Origin of the sequence: Methylobacterium sp. PvP105, from assembly GCF_017876975.1 — a bacterium.
Taxonomy (GTDB): Bacteria; Pseudomonadota; Alphaproteobacteria; order Rhizobiales; family Beijerinckiaceae; genus Methylobacterium; species Methylobacterium radiotolerans.
In genome coordinates, this window is record NZ_JAGIPA010000001.1 from 1,531,978 (window position 1) to 1,552,306 (window position 20,329).

General features: G+C 70.7%; 24 protein-coding genes and 1 tRNA gene. 12 read left to right on the forward strand and 13 right to left on the reverse strand.

The window, feature by feature from the left end; translation table 11 throughout:
• Positions 1-139: 139 nt before the first annotated feature.
• Complete coding sequence (locus tag J3A75_RS07310) at positions 140-505, forward strand: c-type cytochrome (RefSeq protein ID WP_024831013.1); 366 nt, start codon at positions 140-142, stop codon at positions 503-505.
• Between the two features lie 62 nt (positions 506-567).
• On the opposite strand, the gene J3A75_RS07315 is transcribed toward J3A75_RS07310, so the two are convergent.
• From J3A75_RS07315 to J3A75_RS07325, 3 genes are all read right to left on the reverse strand, one after another.
• Positions 568-1,086, reverse strand: coding sequence for a MarR family winged helix-turn-helix transcriptional regulator (locus J3A75_RS07315; protein WP_012317683.1), 519 nt, complete (start codon positions 1,084-1,086; stop codon positions 568-570).
• A gap of 129 nt (positions 1,087-1,215) precedes the next feature.
• Positions 1,216-2,160 (reverse strand): site-specific tyrosine recombinase XerD, encoded by a 945-nt coding sequence (locus tag J3A75_RS07320; RefSeq protein ID WP_024831012.1) that lies wholly within the window; start codon positions 2,158-2,160, stop codon positions 1,216-1,218.
• On the reverse strand, positions 2,157-2,309 hold the full coding sequence (locus J3A75_RS07325) for a hypothetical protein (protein ID WP_012317685.1): 153 nt from the start codon (positions 2,307-2,309) through the stop codon (positions 2,157-2,159). Before J3A75_RS07325 ends, J3A75_RS07320 begins: the two co-directional genes overlap by 4 nt.
• Positions 2,310-2,553: 244 nt before the next feature.
• Between J3A75_RS07325 and J3A75_RS07330 the strand changes: the two genes are divergently transcribed.
• The 3 genes from J3A75_RS07330 to J3A75_RS07340 all read left to right on the forward strand — a co-directional run bounded on the left by J3A75_RS07330 (position 2,554) and on the right by J3A75_RS07340 (position 4,522).
• Complete coding sequence (locus tag J3A75_RS07330) at positions 2,554-3,177, forward strand: shikimate kinase (RefSeq protein ID WP_245364354.1); 624 nt, start codon at positions 2,554-2,556, stop codon at positions 3,175-3,177.
• Between the two features lie 19 nt (positions 3,178-3,196).
• Positions 3,197-4,336 (forward strand): 3-dehydroquinate synthase, encoded by a 1,140-nt coding sequence (aroB, locus tag J3A75_RS07335; protein WP_209649884.1) that lies wholly within the window; start codon positions 3,197-3,199, stop codon positions 4,334-4,336.
• A 110-nt stretch (positions 4,337-4,446) separates the two neighbouring features.
• Positions 4,447-4,522, forward strand: a tRNA-Thr gene (locus J3A75_RS07340).
• A gap of 106 nt (positions 4,523-4,628) precedes the next feature.
• On the opposite strand, the gene J3A75_RS07345 is transcribed toward J3A75_RS07340, so the two are convergent.
• The 7 genes from J3A75_RS07345 to J3A75_RS07375 are packed head-to-tail and all read right to left on the reverse strand — an operon-like array spanning position 4,629 to position 8,834.
• The gene (locus J3A75_RS07345; protein ID WP_012317688.1) at positions 4,629-6,383 is read right to left on the reverse strand and encodes a complex I subunit 5 family protein; all 1,755 of its coding nucleotides are present in this window, start codon (positions 6,381-6,383) and stop codon (positions 4,629-4,631) included.
• Positions 6,380-6,799 carry a sodium:proton antiporter gene (locus J3A75_RS07350; protein ID WP_012317689.1) on the reverse strand — a complete coding sequence of 140 codons (420 nt, stop codon included), beginning with the start codon at positions 6,797-6,799 and terminating at the stop codon, positions 6,380-6,382. The genes J3A75_RS07345 and J3A75_RS07350 overlap by 4 nt, the downstream gene beginning before the upstream one ends.
• Entirely contained in the window at positions 6,796-7,572 is a 777-nt protein-coding gene (locus tag J3A75_RS07355) for an MnhB domain-containing protein (RefSeq protein WP_012317690.1), read from the reverse strand. The genes J3A75_RS07350 and J3A75_RS07355 overlap by 4 nt, the downstream gene beginning before the upstream one ends.
• Positions 7,569-7,820, reverse strand: a complete 252-nt coding sequence (locus tag J3A75_RS07360; RefSeq protein WP_012317691.1) for a Na(+)/H(+) antiporter subunit B — start codon at positions 7,818-7,820, stop codon at positions 7,569-7,571. Before J3A75_RS07360 ends, J3A75_RS07355 begins: the two co-directional genes overlap by 4 nt.
• Complete coding sequence (locus J3A75_RS07365; RefSeq protein ID WP_012317692.1) at positions 7,817-8,101, reverse strand: monovalent cation/H(+) antiporter subunit G; 285 nt, start codon at positions 8,099-8,101, stop codon at positions 7,817-7,819. The genes J3A75_RS07360 and J3A75_RS07365 overlap by 4 nt, the downstream gene beginning before the upstream one ends.
• Positions 8,098-8,349 (reverse strand): monovalent cation/H+ antiporter complex subunit F, encoded by a 252-nt coding sequence (locus J3A75_RS07370; protein WP_209649886.1) that lies wholly within the window; start codon positions 8,347-8,349, stop codon positions 8,098-8,100. Before J3A75_RS07370 ends, J3A75_RS07365 begins: the two co-directional genes overlap by 4 nt.
• A complete protein-coding gene (locus tag J3A75_RS07375; protein WP_012317694.1) occupies positions 8,346-8,834 on the reverse strand; it encodes a hypothetical protein in 489 nt (162 codons plus the stop codon). The genes J3A75_RS07370 and J3A75_RS07375 overlap by 4 nt, the downstream gene beginning before the upstream one ends.
• Positions 8,835-8,963: 129 nt before the next feature.
• Between J3A75_RS07375 and J3A75_RS07380 the strand changes: the two genes are divergently transcribed.
• Complete coding sequence (locus J3A75_RS07380; protein ID WP_182177580.1) at positions 8,964-9,533, forward strand: NUDIX domain-containing protein; 570 nt, start codon at positions 8,964-8,966, stop codon at positions 9,531-9,533.
• A 194-nt stretch (positions 9,534-9,727) separates the two neighbouring features.
• Positions 9,728-10,897 (forward strand): acetyl-CoA acetyltransferase, encoded by a 1,170-nt coding sequence (locus J3A75_RS07385; RefSeq protein WP_012317696.1) that lies wholly within the window; start codon positions 9,728-9,730, stop codon positions 10,895-10,897.
• Positions 10,898-11,027: 130 nt separating this feature from the next.
• Here the strand turns inward: J3A75_RS07385 and J3A75_RS07390 are convergent, their stop codons facing one another.
• From J3A75_RS07390 to J3A75_RS07400, 3 genes are all read right to left on the reverse strand, one after another.
• On the reverse strand, positions 11,028-12,320 hold the full coding sequence (locus tag J3A75_RS07390) for an O-acetylhomoserine aminocarboxypropyltransferase/cysteine synthase family protein (RefSeq protein ID WP_012317697.1): 1,293 nt from the start codon (positions 12,318-12,320) through the stop codon (positions 11,028-11,030).
• Positions 12,321-12,378: 58 nt separating this feature from the next.
• The gene (locus tag J3A75_RS07395) at positions 12,379-12,765 is read right to left on the reverse strand and encodes a response regulator (RefSeq protein ID WP_209649888.1); all 387 of its coding nucleotides are present in this window, start codon (positions 12,763-12,765) and stop codon (positions 12,379-12,381) included.
• An 85-nt stretch (positions 12,766-12,850) separates the two neighbouring features.
• A complete protein-coding gene (locus J3A75_RS07400) occupies positions 12,851-13,507 on the reverse strand; it encodes an alpha/beta hydrolase (protein ID WP_010686946.1) in 657 nt (218 codons plus the stop codon).
• A 273-nt stretch (positions 13,508-13,780) separates the two neighbouring features.
• Between J3A75_RS07400 and J3A75_RS07405 the strand changes: the two genes are divergently transcribed.
• The 6 genes from J3A75_RS07405 (at position 13,781) to J3A75_RS07430 (ending at position 20,294) form a co-directional block, all read left to right on the forward strand.
• Positions 13,781-14,950 carry a cysteine desulfurase family protein gene (locus tag J3A75_RS07405; RefSeq protein WP_012317699.1) on the forward strand — a complete coding sequence of 390 codons (1,170 nt, stop codon included), beginning with the start codon at positions 13,781-13,783 and terminating at the stop codon, positions 14,948-14,950.
• 69 nt (positions 14,951-15,019) lie between these two features.
• Positions 15,020-16,489, forward strand: a complete 1,470-nt coding sequence (gene sufB, locus J3A75_RS07410) for a Fe-S cluster assembly protein SufB (RefSeq protein ID WP_012317700.1) — start codon at positions 15,020-15,022, stop codon at positions 16,487-16,489.
• A gap of 22 nt (positions 16,490-16,511) precedes the next feature.
• On the forward strand, positions 16,512-16,751 hold the full coding sequence (locus tag J3A75_RS07415) for a hypothetical protein (RefSeq protein WP_043073162.1): 240 nt from the start codon (positions 16,512-16,514) through the stop codon (positions 16,749-16,751).
• A 15-nt stretch (positions 16,752-16,766) separates the two neighbouring features.
• Complete coding sequence (gene sufC / locus J3A75_RS07420) at positions 16,767-17,519, forward strand: Fe-S cluster assembly ATPase SufC (RefSeq protein WP_012317702.1); 753 nt, start codon at positions 16,767-16,769, stop codon at positions 17,517-17,519.
• A 3-nt stretch (positions 17,520-17,522) separates the two neighbouring features.
• Positions 17,523-18,845, forward strand: a complete 1,323-nt coding sequence (locus J3A75_RS07425) for a SufB/SufD family protein (RefSeq protein ID WP_209649890.1) — start codon at positions 17,523-17,525, stop codon at positions 18,843-18,845.
• Between the two features lie 204 nt (positions 18,846-19,049).
• Complete coding sequence (locus J3A75_RS07430) at positions 19,050-20,294, forward strand: cysteine desulfurase (protein WP_029359754.1); 1,245 nt, start codon at positions 19,050-19,052, stop codon at positions 20,292-20,294.
• Positions 20,295-20,329: the final 35 nt, after the last annotated feature.

Consider the following 20,329-nt stretch of genomic DNA (forward strand, 5'->3'; position numbering starts at 1 on the left):
CGGCCGCAGATCGGCCCGTGGCCGACGACCATCCCAGACTAGGCCGTTGCGCCCGCCGGGCAGATTCATTTAGAGCTGTTCCAGGCAGCCACGCTCTGCCCGCATCGCTGCCGCAGCGGCGGCCAACAGGAGGAAATCCATGCGTTCACTCGTTTTCGGCGCCGTCCTTGCCGTCGTCATGCCCCTCGCCGCGCAGGCCCAGGAGGCCGGTGACGCCGCCGCCGGCGAGAAGGCGTTCGCCCCCTGCAAGGCGTGCCACAACTTCCAGAAGAACGGCGTGGGCCCCGACCTGAAGGGCGTCGTCGGCCGCAAGGCGGGCACCTACGAGGGCTACAACTACTCGGCCGCCCTGAAGAACTCGGGCATCACCTGGGACGAGGCCAACCTGCACGAGTGGCTGAAGAACCCGAAGGCGAAGGTGCCCGGCACCAAGATGATCTTCCAGGGCTACCCCGACGACAAGAAGATCAACGACGTCATCGCCTACCTCAAGACGCAGTCCTGAGGCGCAGGCTCGCGCGCAGACGGGAGCGGCCACCCGGCCGCTCCCGGCCAGGCGCGCCGGCCTCAATCAGGCATGAGCCCGGCCTGCAGGCTCAGCCTGAGGGTGACGAGATCGTGAAGCAGATCCTTGCGGCCCTGGATATCGAGGCCGGTCATGCCGCCCGCCTCGTCGGGAAGGCAGGCGAGCTCGTCGCGCAAGGCCTCGCCGGCGGCGGTGAGGAAGATACTGACCTGACGCTCGTCGACCCGGTCGCGGGCGCGGCGCACCCGCCCGGAGGCTTCCAGGCGCTTCAGGAGCGGTGTCAGCGTCCCAGAGTCCAGGAACAGGCGGTTCCCGATCTCCTTGACCGACAATCCGTCCTGCTCCCACAAAACCAGCAGGACGAGGTATTGCGGATACGTCAGTTCGTGGCGCCCGAGAAGGTTGCGGTAGGCGCGGCCGAAGGCGTGAGCGGCGGCGTAGACCGCGAAGCACAGCTGGTTGTCGAGGCGCTGCCGCTCCTGCTGGGAAAGCTGGTCGGCACGCGTGTGCCCCGCCCGGTCCGGCTCGATGCCGACCTGCGAGGCCGTGGGGCCTGACATAGGAAAACTCTCTCTGGTAAAGACGGGCTCGCGTACCGGTATGGCGAGGGGGTACTCTTAGGCAGTTCGCTAAACCTATACAATTGGGGCGACCCACCAGGAGTTGCCAGGCGTTCCGCGCGGGACCGCTCAGCGATCCATCAGCGGATGCAGATCGCGGACCATCGCCTTCAGGCGCTCGTCGAGCACGTGCGTGTAGATCTGCGTCGTCGAGATGTCGGCATGGCCGAGAAGCTCTTGGACGATGCGCAGATCGGCGCCGTTCTGCAGGAGGTGACTGGCGAAGGCGTGGCGGAGCACGTGGGGGCTCACGCGGTCCGGGTGGAGACCGGCCGCCGCGGCCAGCACCTTGAGATCGCGGGCGAAGGCCTGCCGGGTGAGATAGCCGCTGTCGCTGTCGGCGGGAAACAGCCACGGGGAATCCTCCGGCACGGCCGGAAGATGCGCCGCCATGGCGGCGCGGGCCGCCTCGGTCAGGGGCACGAGGCGCTCGCGGCCGCCCTTGCCCCTGACGATCAGGTAGCGCTCGCGACTCGCGCCCGCCGTGCGGGGCAGGGCGACCAGTTCCGAGACGCGCAGGCCCGTGGCGTAGAGCAGCTCGAGCAGGCACACCATCCGGCGCGCCCGGCGGGCCGGGCCCGGGGGCTGGTCGGCGCCGGCGGCGGCCTGCGCCGTGGCGAGCAGCCGGTCGACCTCCGCGATCGACAGCACCTTGGGGAGCGCGCGCCCCCGGCGCGGACCGGACACCGCGACGCTCGGATCGCTCTCGGCACCGCCCTCGGCGTACAGGAACTTGTGGAAACCGCGGACGCAGGACAGGCGCCGCGCCGCCGAGGACGCCTTCAGGCCCCGCGTCTCGAGGTCGATGAGGAAGGCTCGCAGCGTGCCGGCATCCACGTCGCCGAGCGCCGTGCCCGAGCGCGCGAGATAACCGAGGTAGTCGTCGAGGTCCCGCCGGTAGGCGCTCAGGGTATTGAGGCCGGCCCCGCGCTCGGCGGCCAGCATGTCGAGGTACTCGGCGACCTCGGGACGGGGTGCCCGGGCGGCGTCGCCGCCGCTCTCCGCCCCGCTCAACGGTTGCCCGGCTGCAGCTTCGAGGCGGGGATGGTCACGCTCATCTCCCGCGGCGTCGGCTGGACGAAATGCGCGAGCGCGAACATGGCCGCGTAGACCAGACCCGCCAGGATCGCGAGGGTGGCAAAGAAACGGAACAGGGTCGGCACGTCGGTCGAACCTCGGGCAGACGGGCGCTGGCGGCGGAGAGGGGGCGGGCGAAGGCCTTCTGCGAGCCGCCGCCGGTGCCCGGGTTCGACCACGTGAACAAGGCGCTGACAAGGCCCGCGACGACACAGCGATGCGTTTCGCAGGCCGCTTGAATCGCGCTAAGAGCCTGCCGCAGGATGTGTGGCTGCCCGGGCGACAGGCGCGCGGGGGCCGGTGGAGAGGCGGGGACGCCGCACGGATGCGATGCAGGAGCCGATGCAGGAGGCCATGAGCGGGGAGGAGGCGGGGGAACCGATCGAGGCGCGTCTGCGCCGCGCGCTCGGCCTGCGCTCGATCGTGCTCGTCGGCCTCATGGGGGCGGGCAAGAGCACCGTCGGCCGGCGCCTGGCGAGCCGCCTCGGGCTGATCTTCAAGGATGCCGATATCGAGATCGAGGCCGCGGCCGGCCTGACGATCCCCGACATCTTCGCGATCTACGGCGAGCCGAGCTTCCGCGACGGCGAGGAGCGGGTGATCTCGCGCCTGCTGCGGGCCGGCCCGCTGGTCCTGGCGACCGGCGGGGGCGCCTACCTGCGCGAGGCCACCCGCGCGCGCATCGCGGAATCGGCGGTCTCCGTCTGGCTGAAGGCCGATCTGGACGTGCTGATGCGGCGCGTGCGCAAGCGCGGCAACCGTCCGCTGCTGCAGACCGAGGATCCGGAGGCGACGATGCGGGACCTGATGGCCGTGCGCCACCCGGTCTACGCCGTCGCCGACGTGATGGTCATCTCGCGGGAGGTGTCGCACGACCGGGTCGTCCAGGACGTGCTGGAGGCGCTGGATGCCCATCTCAGCGGCGAAGGATCCATCCCCGTAGCCGCCCAGTGAGACCCGAGCGAACCGACCCATGACCGAGCCCCGTCCGGACCTCCTGACCGTCCACGTGCCCCTCGACGCCGGCCGCGCCTACGACATCCAGATCGGGCGGGGGCTGATCGACACGGCCGGCCCCGCCGTCGCCGCGCTCGGGGGCCGCCGGGCGGCGATCGTGACGGACGCGACGGTGGGCGCGCTCTACGCCGCGCGGCTGCGGACGAGCCTGGAGCGCGCCGGCCTTCAGGCGGGCGTGGTGACGGTGGCGCCGGGCGAGGCCTCCAAATCCTACGCGGGCTACGCGGAGGTCTGTGACGGGCTCCTGGCCCTGAAGGTCGAGCGCGGCGACCTCGTCGTGGCGCTGGGCGGCGGCGTGGTCGGCGACCTCGCGGGCTTCGCGGCCGCCACTCTTCGGCGGGGCGTGCGCTTCGTGCAGGTGCCGACGAGCCTGCTCGCACAGGTCGATTCCTCGGTCGGCGGCAAGACCGGGATCAACGCGCCGCTGGGCAAGAACCTGATCGGCGCGTTCCACCAGCCGCGCCTCGTCCTGGCCGACACGGCGGCGCTCGACACGCTGTTCGAGCGCGAGATGCGCGCCGGCTACGCCGAGGTCGCCAAGTACGGGCTGATCGCCGATCCGGGTTTCTTCGACTGGTGCGAGGCGAACTGGCGCGGGATCTTCGCGGGCGGCCCGGAGCGCGAGCAGGCGGTCGCGTCCTGCTGCCGGGCCAAGGCCGCGGTGGTGACCCGGGACGAGCGGGAGGACGGCGAGCGTGCGCTGCTCAATCTCGGGCACACCTTCGGCCACGCCCTGGAGCGCCTGACCGGCTACGATTCTGCCCGATTGGTCCACGGCGAGGGCGTGGCGATCGGGATGGCCCTCGCCTTCCGCTTCTCGGCCCGGCTCGGGCTCTGCGCCGGCCAGGATGCCGGCCGCGTCGCCAACCACCTCGCGCTCGCCGGCCTGCCGACCCGTCTGCAGGCCGTCCCGGGCGGGTGCGGCGACGTCGAGGCGCTCCTCGACGCGATGACCCAGGACAAGAAGGTCCGCGACGGCGCGCTGACCTTCATCCTCGCGCGGGGGATCGGCCAGAGCTTCATCGCCCCCGGCGTGGACCGCGCGGAGGTGGCGGCATTCCTGCGGGACGAATTGGCGGCGGACCGGGCCGTCTGACGCCCGCGAGGGCGGGCTGTGGCCTTGCCTAACGCGGGCCGGGCCGCTATGAGCCTGCCACGTCCGGCGCCGGACACCGCGCGTCGCTGACGGTCCCGTTGGGGGCCAGGGCCGCAATAGCTCAGCTGGTAGAGCACCTCATTCGTAATGAGGGGGTCGGGGGTTCGAATCCCTCTTGCGGCACCACTTTCCTCGATAACCGAATCCTCCTCCTGGAAGGTCTGGCGCGGCCGGACCTCCGTTCGACGACCCGCGCCGGCACGAGCCCGCGAAGCCCTGTCGCGGGTCGCCCTCACGCCATGGCCAGCACGGCCGCGATCACCGCCACGCCGACCGCGAGCCACGCCGCGTAGTCGCCGATCAAGCCACTGTGGAGCACTTCCAGCGCGCGGGTCGGCGCCGATTGCGAGGCGCTGACTGGCCGGACCACCGATGCGGGCAGGTGCCTCCGGAACAGGCCGTAGCCCGCGCCGGCGAGGGCGGCGGCGAGCGAGGCCCAGGGAAGCCAGACCGGCCCCTCCGCCAGCGCGACCACGGCCGGCCGATGCATGAAGGCCGACGCCGCCCGCGGGAGGGCGTGCTCGATAAGGCCAGCCGGCAGACCGATATCGAGGGCGAGGAGGAGGCAGCACGGCGCCAGCATCAGCCAGAGCGGCCGGTTGGCCTTCTCACGCTCGTCCTCGCTCGGGGCCCCGGCCTCGTCACCGGGATCGGGCCCGAGCCCGAGGAAGATTCGGCCCGCGGCCCGCAGCACCGCGGCCCCGGTCAGCGCCGCACCGATGGCGCCGGCCGCCAGGGCGATCCCGTGGCCCTGCTGCGCCAGCGCACCCTGAACGAGGCGCGTGCCCTGGTCGAGCACCCCGAGGGGCAGGCCGCAGAGCAGCAGCCCGGCCAGAGCCATGGCGACCCCGGCGGGCCAGATCCCCCGCCCGAGGCCGCGCAGGGCGATCTCGTCGATGCTGGCCTGGGTGGCGAGCAGGATGCCGGCGATCATGAACAGGGCCCCCTTCACCAGCCCGTGCCCCACCACGTAGACGAGCATCCCGCCGGTCCCGTCCACCGTGAGGGCGCCGAGACCGGTGAGCATGATCCCGGCATGCGAGATCGTCGAGAAGGCGAGCATGCGCTTGAGGTGCCGCTGCAGCAGCGCCATCCAGCCACCCAGGAGGGCGGTGAAGCTGCCGAGGCCGATGAGGAGGGCCGGCAGGGCTTGCTGGACCTGATCGGAGCCGCCGAACACGACGGCGCTCACCTTCGCGAGGCCGAACAGCCCGAGCGAGACCATCGATCCGGAGAAGATCACCGAGACCGGGCTCGGCGCCACCGCGTGGGCGTCGGCGAGCCAGAACTGGAACGGCACGATCGCGCCCTTGATCATCAGGGCGGTCGCCACGAGGCAGAATGCCCCGGCCACCACCGGATCCCGGCCGCCCCGCGCCACCGCGGCCGCGATGCCCTCGAAGTCGAGCGTGCCGGTCTGGGCGTAGATCAGCCCGATGCCGCCGAGCATCAGGAAGCCCGCGAGGCTGTTGACCACCGTGAAGTTGATGGCGCCCGCCAGCGACGATTCCGCCAGATGGTAGGCCGTGAGCGCGAAGGCGGCGACGCTCATCACCTCGAACCACACGAACAGATTGAACATGTCGCGGGTGAAGCAGAACCCGACCATGGCGGCCAGGAACAGCAGCATCAGGATGTGGAAGTGGCCGTGGGTGCGGTCGAAGAAACCCCAGGCGAACACGAAGGTCAGCGCGTAGAGCAGCCCGATGAAGGCCGCGACCCAAGCGCTGGCCTCGTCCACGGAGAAGCCGATGCCGAGATGGACGCCGTCGCGCGGCGCCCAGCCGCCGAACCAGTAGACCAGAGGCTCGCCGGCGGCGTGGGTGGCGATGACACCGCAGAGCGCCGCGACGGTGAGAGCCGACAGCGTCGCCAGGATGTCGGGGAGGCGGCCGGGCAGGAGGTGCGCGGTGGCCAGCATCGCCGCGCAGATCACGAGCGGTATGGCGACGGGCAGGGGCAGGAGGGCGGCCGGGAAGGCGGTCACGGCGCGCTTCGCTCCGCCCCGCGCACCCGGCTCGATTCCGGGTCGCGCCCGGACTTGCCGCCCGCGCGCATCGGCCGGAGCTTCTCCGGGTCCAGGCTGCCGCCGCGCTTGTAGGCCTGGATGGTCAGGACGAGGAGGAGGGCGGTCAGCGTCGCGCCGACCACGATGTCGGTGAGCACCAGCGCCTGCATCACCGGGTCGACGGCGGGCGTTCCCGGCGGGTGATCGTAGAAGATCGGCGCGATGCTGCCCCAGCGATAGCCGAGGCCGAGCAGGAGCACGTAGGTCGCCGACTGGCAGACGCCGAGGCAGCCCACGAGGTGGATGAAGTTGCGGCTCGTGGCGATGCCGTAGAGGCCGATCCCGAACAGCCACGCGGCGACCGCGTAGGGCAGGAAACTGGTGACCGCACTCACGCCGATTCCTCCCCCGGCTCCTCGGGCGCGTCGGCCTCGCGGGTCTCCTCCATGAATTCCAGGAAGAGCTGCGTGAAGCCGCCCGTCACCGCCAGGGCGACGCCGAGGTTCTCGATCAGCATCAGCCCCCCCGAGAACAGGTCGCGGAAGGTGCCGAGCGGCAGGATGTTCTGCATGAAGGCGGCGCCGGTGAGCATCGGCGCCAGCCCGCACAGGGCGAAGAGCAGCGCGCCACCGCCTTCCAGGGCGTCGAGCCAGTGGCTGCGGATGGCGTCGCGCCAGCCGGCATAGCCCTCGCCGAGGTAGATCAGCAGGGTCCCGGAGGCGAGGATGACGCCGCCCTGGAAGCCGCCGCCGGGCGTGACCGTCGCGTGCAGCACGACGTAGAGGCCGAACAGCGCGGTGAGCGGGCCGGCGATGCGGCAAGCGAGCACCACGGCCTCGGAGCGCGGGATCACGGCCCGGCCGGGCCGGCGCATGGCGCGCTCGGTCGTGCCCTCGCCGCGCCTCCCGCGCAGCAGCACCACTGTCCCGGTGATCGCGGCGAGCAGCATGAACTCCTCGCCGAGGGTGTCGAGGCCGCGAAGGTCGAAGTTGATGGCACTGACCATGTTGGCGACGTGCCGGGCTTCCGGCGTGATCGCGTTGATGCGCGCGCCGTACTGGGCGATCGTCGACCCGAAGGGCGGCAGGCCGGCGATCACCTCGGCCGCGCCGGGAAGGAGGACGAGGCCCGCGAGGGCCAGGAGCGCGACGCGGACGCGCGGGTTCACGATTCCTCCTCGGGCGGCTGCGCCCGTACGGCCATCAGAGCCACGAGGAAGAGGAGCGGCACCGCCGCCGAGCCCACCGCCAGCTCCGAGAGCGCGACGTCGGGGGCCTGGAGGGCGTCGAACAGGATCGCCAGGACGAGCCCGTTGACCGCGATGGCGAAGACCTGCCGCGCGGGGTCGCGCACCAGAACCACGGCGGTGCCGGAGATCGCGGTGAACAGGAAGAGCAGCGGCAGGATCACCGTCATGCCGAGCGGCCCTCGCGCATCAGCACGGCCCGGCCGGAGACGTGCGACAGGACCGCCGCCCAGGCGAGGAACACGACCATCATCACCAGGATCTTGAGCGAGCGCCCGGAGACGCCGTCGGCCAGGAAGGCCGCCACCGTCACGAGGATCGAGGCCGCGACGTTCAGGAACGCGAGGGCGTGCATCCGGTCGAGCGCCCGGGGCAGACGCCAGAGGGCGAGGGCCGCGAGCCACGCGGCCGCCACGGCGAGGGCCAGGACGGAGCCGATCACGACGCTCATATCCAGCGCTCCAGGAAGACCGCGAGCAGCATCGTGCCGGGCAGGTTGAGCAGGACCAGGGTGAGGGCCAGATCGGTGATGGACGCTTGATCGGTGGCGAAGGCCATGAGCGTCAGGATCAGCACCGTGACGCTTCCGGCGAGCTGGTAGGCGGCGAAACGCTGGCCGGGCCGGCCCCGCCACGCGAGCGCCGCGGCCACGGCGAGCGGCGGCAGCAGCGCCATGATGGCGACCGTCCAGACGCTCATCGCGCCTCCTCCAGGCCGTGCGTCACCACTGTTCCGTGCGCGCGGTCGAGGGTGAGCACGTAGCTGTCGGGGGCGAGCGATGCGGCCAGCAGTCCGACGGCCCGCGCGGCCGGCGCCGTTTCACCGTCCGGCGTGGCCCAGGCGATCTCGACGGCGCTCCGCTCCCGTATCGCGCCGCCGCCGGCGCGCCCGACGACGGCGCGGAGGAGGTGAAGCCCGACGCGGGCGGTCCGGCGCGGCACGGCGCGGATGGCCGGACCGAGTGGACGGAGCGACGCAGAGTCGAAACGGAAGCGCAGCCCGCCGCGCCGTGCGACGCCCCACCACCAGAGCGTGCCGAGGCTGGCGCAGCCGACCGCGGCCATCCCTTCGTTCAGGCTCACCGAGCCGGCGAAGACCATGTAGGTGAGGGCGAGCACGATCCAGATCGCGGCGCCGTCGCGCCGTGAGCGCTTCCTGATCCCGCTGATCGGTCCTGCCCGCATCGATCCTGACCGGCGCGCCCCGCGGAAGCGTGACCATGCGCATGTCCGACCAAACGTGGCCGCGGGCTTCGGCGTTCCCGGAACCCGGAGACACGGTTCCGTGTAGGGCGATGAGGGATGGGAGTGCCCATGAAAGCTGAGATCCTCACTGTCCGCTTCGTCCACGAGGGCTGGAGCCGCTTCGGGATCGCGCGGGTGCGCCTCGCCGACGGCGCCGTCGTCGAGCGCGAGATCGAGGACCACGGCAACTCGGTCGGGATCCTGCCCTACGACCCGGAGCGGAAGGTCGCGACCCTCGTGCGCGAGCTGCGGGTGCCGCCGCTGTTCGCGGCCGGCGAGCAGGTCCAGCTGGAGGCCCCGGCCGGACTGATCGACGGCGGCGGCCCGGAGGAGAATGCCCGCCGGGAGGCGATGGAGGAGGTGGGGCTGCGCCTGCAAACGCTCGAGTTCGTCGGCGCCACCTATTCCTGCGCCAGCCTGACGACCGAGAAGATCCACCTCTACCTCGCGCCCTACGGCCGGGCGGATCGCGCGGAGTCGGGCGGCGGGGCCGAGGGCGAGCACGAGAACATCCGGGTGGTCGAGATGCCGCTGGCCGAGCTCGCCGCCCGCGCCGACAGCGCCGAGATCGCCGATCTGAAGACCCTCGCCCTGATCCTGGCGCTTCGCGCGCGCCATCCGGAGCTGTTCGCCCCGTGAGACGCCGCGCGCTCGCCCGCGGGCTGCTGACCGCACTGGTGCTCGTCGGCGTCGCGTGGGTCGCCGTCCACCTGCGCTGAACGGGCGCGGACGCTCCTCGTCCGGACGGGTCCGGCGCGTCGAAGAACCCGCGCATGTCTTGATCGCCAGCCGCGGCGGGCCCATCGTCCGGACCAGACTCGGGAGGTCACCGGATGACGCGCGCCTGCATCGTGGGCTGGGCCCACACCCCCTTCGGCAAGCTCGAGGAGCCCGACGTCGAGGGGCTGATCGCCCGGGTCTCGGGCGAGGCTCTGGCCCATGCCGGCGTCGAGGAGGCGCAGGTCGACGGCATCTACGTGGGCTCGATGAATACCGGCTTCTCGAAACAGGGCTTCGAGGGCTCCCTGGTAGCGGTGAGCCGGCCGGGCCTCGCCCACGCTCCGGCGACCCACCTGGAGAACGCCTGCGCCACGGGGTCGGCGGCCCTCTACGCGGCCCTCGACTTCGTCGACAGCGGCCGCGGCCGGATCGCCCTGGTGATCGGAGCCGAGAAGATGACGGCCAAGAGCGTGGCCGAGACCGGCGACATCCTGCTGGGCGCCTCCTACCGCAAGGAGGAGGCCGACATCGAAGGCGGCTTCGCGGGCGTGTTCGGGCGGATCGCGGCGGGCTACTTCCAGCGCTACGGCGACCGCAGCGAGGAGCTGGCCCGCATCGCCGCCAAGAACCACCGCAACGGCGTCGGCAACCCCTACGCGCAGCTGCGCAAGGATCTCGGCTTCGACTTCTGCAACCGGGTCTCAGAGAAGAACCCCTACGTGGCCGCCCCCCTGCGGCGCACGGACTGCTCGCTGATCTCGGACGGGGCGGCGGCCCTGGTCGTGGCCGACGCCGAGACCGCCGAGGGCCTGGAGCGGGCGATCGGCTTCCGCGCCCGGGCCCACGTCAACGACATCCTGCCCCTGTCCCGCCGCGACCCGGCGGAGTTCAAGGGCGCGCGGATGGCCTGGGAGAAGGCGCGGGCCCAGGCCGGAATCGCCAACGAGGACCTCTCCTTCGTGGAGACGCACGACTGCTTCACCATCGCCGAGCTGATCGAGTACGAGGCGATGGGCCTCGCGGCCCCGGGCGAGGGGTTTCGTGTGGTGCGCGAGGGACTCGCCGAGAAGGGGGGCCGGCTGCCGATCAACCCGTCCGGCGGCCTCAAGGCCAAGGGTCACCCCGTGGGGGCGACCGGCGTGTCGATGCACGTCATGGCCTGCCTCCAACTCATGGGCGAGGCCGGCGAGATGCAGGTGCCCGGGGCGGAGCTCGCCGGGATCTTCAACATGGGCGGCGCGGCGGTGGCCAACTACGTGTCGATCCTGGAGCGGCGGCGCTGAGGCCATCCCGGCCGCGACCACTCTCCGCCCGCCGCGGCCGTCCTTGCGAGCGGAGCGGAGCGATTCAGCGGCGCCACAGCGATCGCGATCGCGCGGCTCCGGGTCGCTTCGCCGCGCGCGCGATGACGGATCAGGGGAGGCGGTCCAGCGCCTGCTTGAGATCCGCGATCAGGTCGGCCTCGTTCTCCAGCCCGATCGACAGCCGCACGGTCTCCGGCCCGACCTGCGCGGCGGCCTTCTCGTGCTCCGGCAGTTGCCGATGCGTGGTCGAGGACGGGTGGATCGCCAGCGACTTGATCTCGCCGATATTCACCAGATGCGAGATCAGCTCGAGTCCGGCGATGAACCGCAGCGCCGCCGGCTCACCGCCCTTCAGCGCGAAGGTGAAGATCGAGCCCGGCCCGTCCGGGGTATAGCGGCGGGCGAGGTCCTCGCCGGGCTGGCCCGGCAGCATCGGGTAGCTCACCCACGCCACAGCCGGGTGATCCTTCAGGAAGGCCGCCACCGCCCGGGCGTTGGCGCAGTGCCGCTCCATGCGCAGCGGCAGGGTCTCGATCCCCATGAGCGTCAGGAACGCGTTCATCGGCGACAGGCCGGGCCCGAGGTCCCGCAGGCCGAAGAACCGGCACGCCGCCGCGAAGGGGGTCGCCGGGAAGGCCTCGGTGAGCACCAGCCCGTCGTAGTCCGGCCAAGGCTCGGTGATCAGGTTGTAGCCGCCGGCCTTCGCCCAGTCGAAGCGGCCGGCGTCGCAGATCACGCCGCCGATGGTCTGGCCGGAGCCGCTCAGGAACTTGGAGGTGGAGTGCCAGACGATGTCGGCGCCGTGCTCGATCGGCCGGATCAGGGCCGGCGAGGCCAGGGTGTTGTCCACGACGAGCGGCAGATTGTGGCGGCGGGCCACCGCGGCGATCCCGTCGAGGTCCACCACCGACGCGCAGGGATTCACGATCGATTCGCAGAAGATGGCCCGGCAGTCCGGCGTGATGGCCGCCTCGAAGTCCTCGGGGGCCATGCCGCGCGCGAAGCGCGGCTTCAGGTCGTAGCGCCCGTCGAGGCGGCGCATCAGGCCGAGCGACCCGCCGAACAGACGCGGGGATGCCACATAGGCGTCGCCGCTCTTCATCAGCGTCATGAGGACCAGCTGCATGGCGGACTGCCCGGAGGACACCGCCACCCCCGCCTTCGCGCCCTCCAGGTCGGCGATCCGGCGCTCCAGCGCGGCGACCGTCGGGTTGGAACCGCGCGAGTAGGAGAAGCCGGTCCGGCGGCCGGCGAAGATGTCGGCGGCCTGCTCGGTCGAGTCGAAGACGAAGCCGTTGGTGAAGTAGATCGGCTGGACCCGCGCGCCCGTGGCGGGATCCGGCGCCGCGCCGGCGTGGATCGCCCGGGTCGCGAAGCGGTGCGGTCGGTTCTGGTCCGTCATGGCTCTCGGTCGGGTGTTCGGGGCCCGGACCGGGTGTCAGCCCGGGCGGATCCCCGCGTCAAGCCGCGCGGCGGATGAAGGCCTGCAGGGTCCGGACCAGAGTGGTCGGCTCGTAGGGCTTCGGGATGAACCGGGCGCCCTCCGGCATGTCGTTGGGTCCGGGCGTGCCCATGCCCGATACGACCAGCACGGGAATCGACGGCCAGCGATGCGCGACGAGGCGCGCCAGTGCGAAGCCATCCATAGACCCCTGCGGCATGTCGACGTCGGTCATCAGGACGCCGACGTCGTCGCGGTTCTCCAGGACCTTCAGCGCCTTGTCGGCGTGTGTCGCCTCGACGACGGTGAAGCCCGCATCCGCGAGGGTGTCCGAGGCCTCCATCATCAGGAGGCCGTCATCTTCCACCAGGAGAACGACGGGTTGGTCGGACGGGCTATCTGACATCAGACCTGCGAAGGTGAGTCTTAATTCCGAAGCCCGCGCCCTATTCCTCCGGGGCTCCCCCCGTCAAGGCGCGGGGCCGGATCCGTCAGGCCGCCTCCTCGCGCTTGCCGAGGCGCTTGTCGAGGTAGGTGTCGACCGTCTGGGTCAGTTCCTCGACCTTCCCGTCGAAGAAATGGTTCGCGCCCTCGACCATCTGGTGCTCGATGATGACGCCCTTCTGGGTCTTCACCTTCTCGATCACCGGCATGACCTCGCGGGCGGGCGCAACCCGGTCCTCGGAGCCGTGCACGAACAGGCCGGAGGAGGGGCAGGGGGCCAGGAAGGTGAAGTCGTAGCGGTTCGCCATGGCGGCGATGGAGATGAAGCCCTCGATCTCGGGGCGGCGCATCAGGAGCTGCATGCCGATCCACGAGCCGAAGGACACGCCCGCGATCCAGCAGGACTTCGCCTCCGGATTGACCGACTGCACCCAGTCGAGGGCGGCCGCGGCGTCCGACAGCTCGCCCGAACCGTGGTCGAACGAGCCCTGGCTGCGCCCGACCCCGCGGAAATTGAAGCGCAGGGCTGCGAAACCGCGGTTGGCGAAGGTGTAGAAAAGGTTGTACACAATTTGATTGTTCATCGTACCCCCGAACTGGGGGTGCGGGTGCAGGATGATGGCGATCGGCGCGCCGCGCTTCTTGGGGGCTTGGTAACGGCCTTCCAGGCGGCCGGCCGGGCCGGTGAAGATCACTTCGGGCATCGCTCGTCTCTCGCTCCGGAGATCGCCCGCCGGGCGATCGACGCGGCGGCGCAGCAGCCTTGACTCGTCGCGCGCGCACCATAAAAGCAGTCTTAGAACAGTTCTAGTCGATTAGAACCGTTCTAAACAAGCCGTCCGAAGCACCGCGTTGGCTACCGCGCCGACCGTGCTGGGTCGGCGGGATCTCATTTTCTCGGCGCGCCTTAGCACGGCGAGCCGGTGCGCGGGCAAGGAATTGTGACGCGCCGCAGCAGAGGGCTTAACGGAACGCGGATGAGCCGGGCACGCGCCTATCTCGACTACAACGCCACCGCCCCGGTCCGGCCGGCCGTCGCGGAGTCGGTCGCGCGCGCGCTCACGCTTCCCGGGAACCCGTCCTCGATCCACGCGGAGGGAAGGGCCGCGCGGGCAGCTCTGGAAGCGGCGCGGACCGAGGTCGCGTCTCTCGTGAACGCCCGGCCCGAGCAGGTCGTGTTCACCAGCGGCGGGACGGAGGCGGCGAACGCGGTCCTGTCGGGTGCCCTCCGTCGCCGCGGCGAGGCGGCACCGACGCGGCTGCTCCACTCGGCCACGGAGCATCCCTGCGTGGCGGCCGGTCACCGGTTCCCGGACGCGGCCGTGGAGGAAGTGCCGGTCACCGCCGAGGGCGTGGTCGATCTCGCCGCGCTGGAGGCGCGCCTCGCCGCTCTGGCGGACGAGACCCTGCTCCTCTCGGTCCATGCCGCCAACAACGAGACGGGCGCGGTGCAGCCGCTGGCCGAGATCGTCGAGCTGGCGCGGGCGCACGGCCGGACCCTGATCCACAGCGACGCGGTGCAGGCAGCCGGCAAGATCCCCCTCGACACCGCGGCGCTCGGCCTCGACGCGCTGACCCTGTCGGGCCACAAGTTCGCGGCGCCCAAGGGCGTCGGCGCGCTCGTTCTGGCCGAGGGCGTCACCCTGGAGACCGCCTTCCTGCGCGGCGGTGGCCAGGAGCGGCGGCAACGCTGCGGCACCGAGTGCCTGCCGGCCCTCGTCGGCATGGGCGAGGCCGCGCGGATCGCCCGCGAGACGCTCGACGGCGAGGCCGCGCGCCTGGCGGCCCTGCGCGACCGGATCGAGGCCGGCGTGCTGGCCATGGCGCCCGACGCGGTGGTGTTCGCCGCCGGAGCGCGGCGCCTGCCCAACACCCTGAGTTTCTCGGTCCCGGGCCTCGACGCGCCCTCGGCCCTGATCGCCCTCGACCTCGCCGGCGTGGCGGTGTCGTCGGGCTCGGCCTGCTCCTCGGGCAAGGTCGCGCGCTCGGCGACGCTCGCCGCGATGGGCGTCGGTCCTGACCTCGCCGGGGGGGCGCTGCGCGTCAGCCTCGGCTGGAACACGGTGGACGAGGAGGTGGCATGCTTCCTCGACGCCTTCGAACGGGCCTTGCAGCCCCTATATAAGCGGAGAGGACAGGCGGCCTGACGGCCGCATCCCCCGCTTTCCGACAGACGCTTCCCGGTCCTTGACGCCGGAGATGCCTAGGAGACGCTGATGCCTGCCGTGCAGGAAACCATTGACCGGGTCCGCTCGATCGACCTCGACCAGTACAAGTACGGGTTCGAGACCACCATCGAGATGGAGAAGTCCGAGAAGGGCATCTCCGAGGACGTCGTCCGCTTCATCTCGGCCAAGAAGAACGAGCCCGCGTGGCTGCTGGAGTGGCGCCTCGACGCCTACCGGCGCTGGCTGACCATGAAGGAGCCGGAGTGGGCCCGCGTCTCCTACGACAAGGTCGACTACAACGACATCTACTATTACGCCGCCCCCAAGCGGCAGGGGCCGGAATCGCTCGACGAGATCGATCCCGAGATCCTGAAGACCTACGAGAAGCTCGGCATCCCGCTGCGCGAGGTCGAGGTGCTGGAGGGCATCGCGCCGGAGCGCCGCGTCGCGGTCGACGCCGTGTTCGACTCGGTCTCGGTGGCCACCACCTTCAAGAAGGAGCTCGAGAAGGCCGGCGTGATCTTCATGCCGATCTCCGAGGCCGTGCGCGAGCATCCCGAGCTGGTGAAGAAGTACCTCGGCTCGGTCGTCCCGGTGACCGACAACTTCTTCGCGACGCTCAACTCGGCCGTCTTCTCCGACGGGTCCTTCGTCTACATCCCGCCGGGCGTCCGCTGCCCGATGGAGCTGTCGACCTATTTCCGCATCAACGAGCGCGACACCGGCCAGTTCGAGCGCACGCTGATCATCGCCGACAAGGGCTCTTACGTCTCGTATCTGGAGGGCTGCACCGCTCCGAAGCGCGACGACAACCAGCTCCACGCCGCCGTGGTCGAGCTCGTCGCCCTGGACGATGCTGAGATCAAGTACTCGACGGTCCAGAACTGGTACCCGGGCGACAACGACGGGAAGGGCGGCATCTACAACTTCGTGACGAAGCGCGGCGATTGCCGCGGCGCCCGCTCGAAGATCTCGTGGACGCAGGTCGAGACCGGCTCGGCGATCACTTGGAAGTACCCGTCCTGCATCCTGCGCGGCGACGATTCCCGCGGTGAGTTCTACTCGATCGCGGTGTCGAACGGCATGCAGCAGGTCGATTCCGGCACCAAGATGATCCATCTCGGCAAGAACACGACGAGCCGGATCATCTCGAAGGGCATCTCGGCCGGCCGGTCGCAGAACACCTACCGGGGCCTCGTCTCGGCGCACCGGAAGGCCAAGGGCGCGCGCAACTTCACGAACTGCGACTCCCTGCTGATCGGCGACCAGTGCGGCGCGCACACCGTGCCCTACATCGAGTCGAAGAACGCCTCGGCCGTGTTCGAGCACGAGGCGACTACCTCGAAGATCTCCGAGGAGCAGAAGTTCTACTGCCAGCAGCGCGGCCTCTCCGAGGAGGAGGCGACTGCGCTCATCGTCAACGGCTTCGTCCGGGACGTGCTGCAGCAGCTGCCCATGGAGTTCGCCGTCGAGGCCCAGAAGCTGATCTCGATCAGCCTGGAAGGCTCGGTGGGCTGACCGCCTGGGCGGATACGACGAGGTGCTGCGGGCGGCCCATCGGCACAGCGCGCGGCACGCCGACGAGGTGAGGAGCAGCGTCCTGTGCGGATGCTTCTTCTGCCTCGAAGTTTTCGCGCCGGACGAGATCGCGGGCTGGATCGCCGATGACGGCACCGCCCTCTGTCCCCGGTGCGGCATCGACGCGGTGATCGGCGACCTCTCCGGCTACCCGGCCGGGAACGCCGCGTTCCTGCGGGCGATGCGGGACGAATGGTTTTGAAGGACTTGGACTGACATGCTGGAAATCAAGAACCTCGTCGTGCAGATCGAGGACAACCGCATCCTGAACGGCCTCAATCTGACCGTGAACGACGGCGAGGTCGCGGCGATCATGGGCCCGAACGGCTCGGGCAAGTCGACCCTCTCCTACGTCATCGCCGGCAAGGAGGATTACGAGGTCCTCGACGGCGAGATCCTGCTCGACGGGCAGAACGTGCTGGAGATGGCCGCCGACGAGCGCGCCGCGGCCGGCGTGTTCCTGGCCTTCCAGTACCCGCTGGAGATCCCCGGCGTCGGCACCATGACCTTCCTGAAGGCCTGCCTGAACGCGCAGCGCAAGGCGCGCGGCGAGGCCGAGCTGTCGACCCCGGACTTCATCCGCGCGGTGAACGGCGCGGCCGACAAGCTCGAGATCAACAAGGAGATGCTCAAGCGCGCCCTCAACGTCGGCTTCTCCGGCGGCGAGAAGAAGCGCATGGAGATCCTCCAGATGGCGCTGCTGCAGCCGAAGTTCTGCGTGCTCGACGAGACCGATTCCGGCCTCGACATCGACGCCCTGCGCATCGTCTCCGAGGGCGTGAACGCGCTCCGCGACCAGGGCCGCTCGTTCCTGGTGATCACCCACTACCAGCGGCTGCTCAACCACATCGTGCCCGACACCGTGCACGTCATGTCGAAGGGTCAGATCGTGAAGACCGGCGGCAAGGAGCTCGCCCTCGAGCTCGAGGCCTCCGGCTACGCCGAGTACCGCACCAGCGAGGCCGCCTGAGCCATGGCCGACGTGACCAACCTCCGCTCCCCCGCCGAGGCCGGCCTGTCGAAGCTGTTCGAGTCGGCCCGCCAGAGCTTCGCCAGCGAGAAGGCGATCGCCCGCGAGGAGGCCTTCCGCTTCTTCGAGGCGACCGGCCTGCCGAGCCGGCGGGTCGAGGCGTTCAAGTACACGGACCTGCGCGCCGCCATCACGGAGGCCGCGCCCCCGGCCGAGGCGCCGAGCCTCGACGTCGCCGAGGCGGCCGTCGCCCGGGCGAAGGGGTTCTCCGGGATCGAGGCCGCGCGCCTGACCTTCGTGAACGGCCATCTCGTCCGCGAGCTGTCGGACCTCGACGGGATCCCCGAGGGCGTCACGGTCGTGCCGATGTCGGACGCGCTGACGCGGGCGCATGTCGACCTGAAGCAGCTCGCCCCGGTGCCGCAGGCCCGGGAGAACCCGGTCTACCAGCTCAACACCGCCTTCCTGGCCGACGGCGCCCTGATCACGGTGGCGCCCGGCGCGAAGCCGGCGCGGCCGCTGCACCTGCGCTTCGTCGGCGCCGGCGATGCCCCGTTCTCGACGGCGACGCGCGTGCTCGTCCAGCTGGGCGAAGGCGCGGAGTTCAGCCTCCTGGAGAGCCACGAGGGACCGGACGGCCTCACCTGCCAGCCGAACGACGCCCTCGACGTGGTGGTCGGCCCCAGGGCCGCCTTCCGTCACACGCGCCTGAACACGGAGGGTGATGCCACCATCGCGCTCTCGACCCTGTCGCTGAAGGTCGAGGCCGAGGGTCAGGTCGAGACCGTCAACCTCGTGACAGGGGCGGTGCTGTCGCGTCACCAGATCTTCGTCCACGTCGCGGGCGAGGACACGAACCTGGTCGTCAACGGCGCCGCCATGCTGCGCAAGGGCCAGCTCGCCGACTCGACCCTGCTCGCGGACCATGCCGCGGTCGGCGGCGTCGGCCGCGAGCAGTTCAAGTGGATCATCGACGGCGACGCCACCGGCGTGTTCCAGGGCAAGATCATCGTCCGTCAGGCCGCGCAGCAGACCGACGGCAAGATGAAGTCCGACTGTCTCCTCCTCACCGACGAGGGGCAGATGATGAACAAGCCGGAGCTCGAGATCTTCGCCGACGACGTGGCCTGCGGCCACGGGGCCACATGCGGCGCGCCGGACGAGGATCTGCTGTTCTACCTGATGGCCCGCGGCCTTCCGCGCGCGACTGCCGAGAGCCTGCTCGTGCAGGCCTTCGTGGGCGAGGCCGTGGAAGCGGTGACGCACGAGGGCGCGCGCGCGGCTCTGATCGGCGCGATCGAGGCTTGGCTCGAGGCGCGGAACTGACCATCCCGGCCGGCCCCCTCACGGGACCGGCCGCTTCTCCGAACCTGGATCTCTGCCCGAGATGTCCGCGTCGGCGGGCCCCGAGTGAGGGATCCAGGGATCGCAATGCCAGCCGGAGGCCTCCGCCGAGGCCTCCGCTTCGCTCCGGCACCTCAGGATGAGGGCTGTTCCCGGGATCGGCGAAGTCTTCGGAAGGTCGCGACCATGAACGCACCCGTCCTCACCCCCGCCTACGACGTCGAGGCGATCCGGAAGGATTTCCCGATCCTGGCGGAGCAGGTCTACGGCAAGCCGCTCGTCTACCTCGACAACGCCGCCTCGGCGCAGAAGCCCCGGCAGGTGATCGACGCGATGGTCTCCTGCATGGAGACCGGCTACGCCAACGTCCACCGCGGCCTCCACTACATGGCGAACGCCGCCACGGAGGGCTTCGAGGGCGCGCGCGAGACCACGCGCCAGTTCCTCAACGCCGCCTCCACGGACGAGATCATCTTCACCCGCAACGCCACCGAGGCCTACAACCTCGTGGCCTCGTCGATGGGCTGGGCCGGCCTGATCGGGGAGGGCGACGAGATCATTCTCTCGATCATGGAGCACCACTCCAACATCGTGCCCTGGCACTTCCTGCGCGAGCGCCGGGGCGCCGTGATCAAGTGGGCGCCGGTGGACGACCAGGGCAACTTCCTGGTCGAGGAGTACGAGAAGCTGTTCTCGCCCCGGACCAAGATGGTGGCGATCACCCACATGTCGAACGTGCTCGGCACCGTGACGCCGGCCGCCGAGATCGTCCGCATCGCCCACGCCCACGGCGTCCCGGTCCTGCTCGACGGTGCGCAGAGCGCGGTGCATCAGCCCGTCGACGTGCAGGCGCTCGATTGCGACTTCTTCGTCTTCACCGGCCACAAGGTCTACGGACCGACCGGGATCGGCGTGCTCTACGGCAAGAAGGCGTGGCTGGAGCGCCTGCCGCCCTATCAGGGCGGGGGCGAGATGATCCGGACGGTGAGCGAGGACGCGATCACCTACAACGATCCGCCTCACCGGTTCGAGGCCGGCACCCCGGCCATCATCGAGGCGGTCGGTCTCGGCGCCGCGCTCGAGTACATGATGACGCTCGGGCGCGACGCGATCGCCGCCCACGAGGCGAAGCTCACCGCCTACGCGCAGGAGCGGCTCGGCGCGATGAATTCCCTGCGCCTGATCGGGACCGCACCGGGCAAGGGCGGCGTGATCGCCTTCGAGATGAAGGGTGCGCACGCCCACGACATCGCCACGGTGATCGACCGGCAGGGCGTCGCCGTGCGCGCCGGGACCCACTGCGCGATGCCGCTGCTCAAGCGGTTCGGCGTCACCTCGACCTGCCGCGCCTCGTTCGGGCTTTACAACACCACCGCCGAGATCGATGCCCTTGCCGAGGCGCTCGGCAGGGCAGAAATGCTGTTCACCTGATACTGGGATGAGGCTGGTCCCGCCCGCGGGCCCGG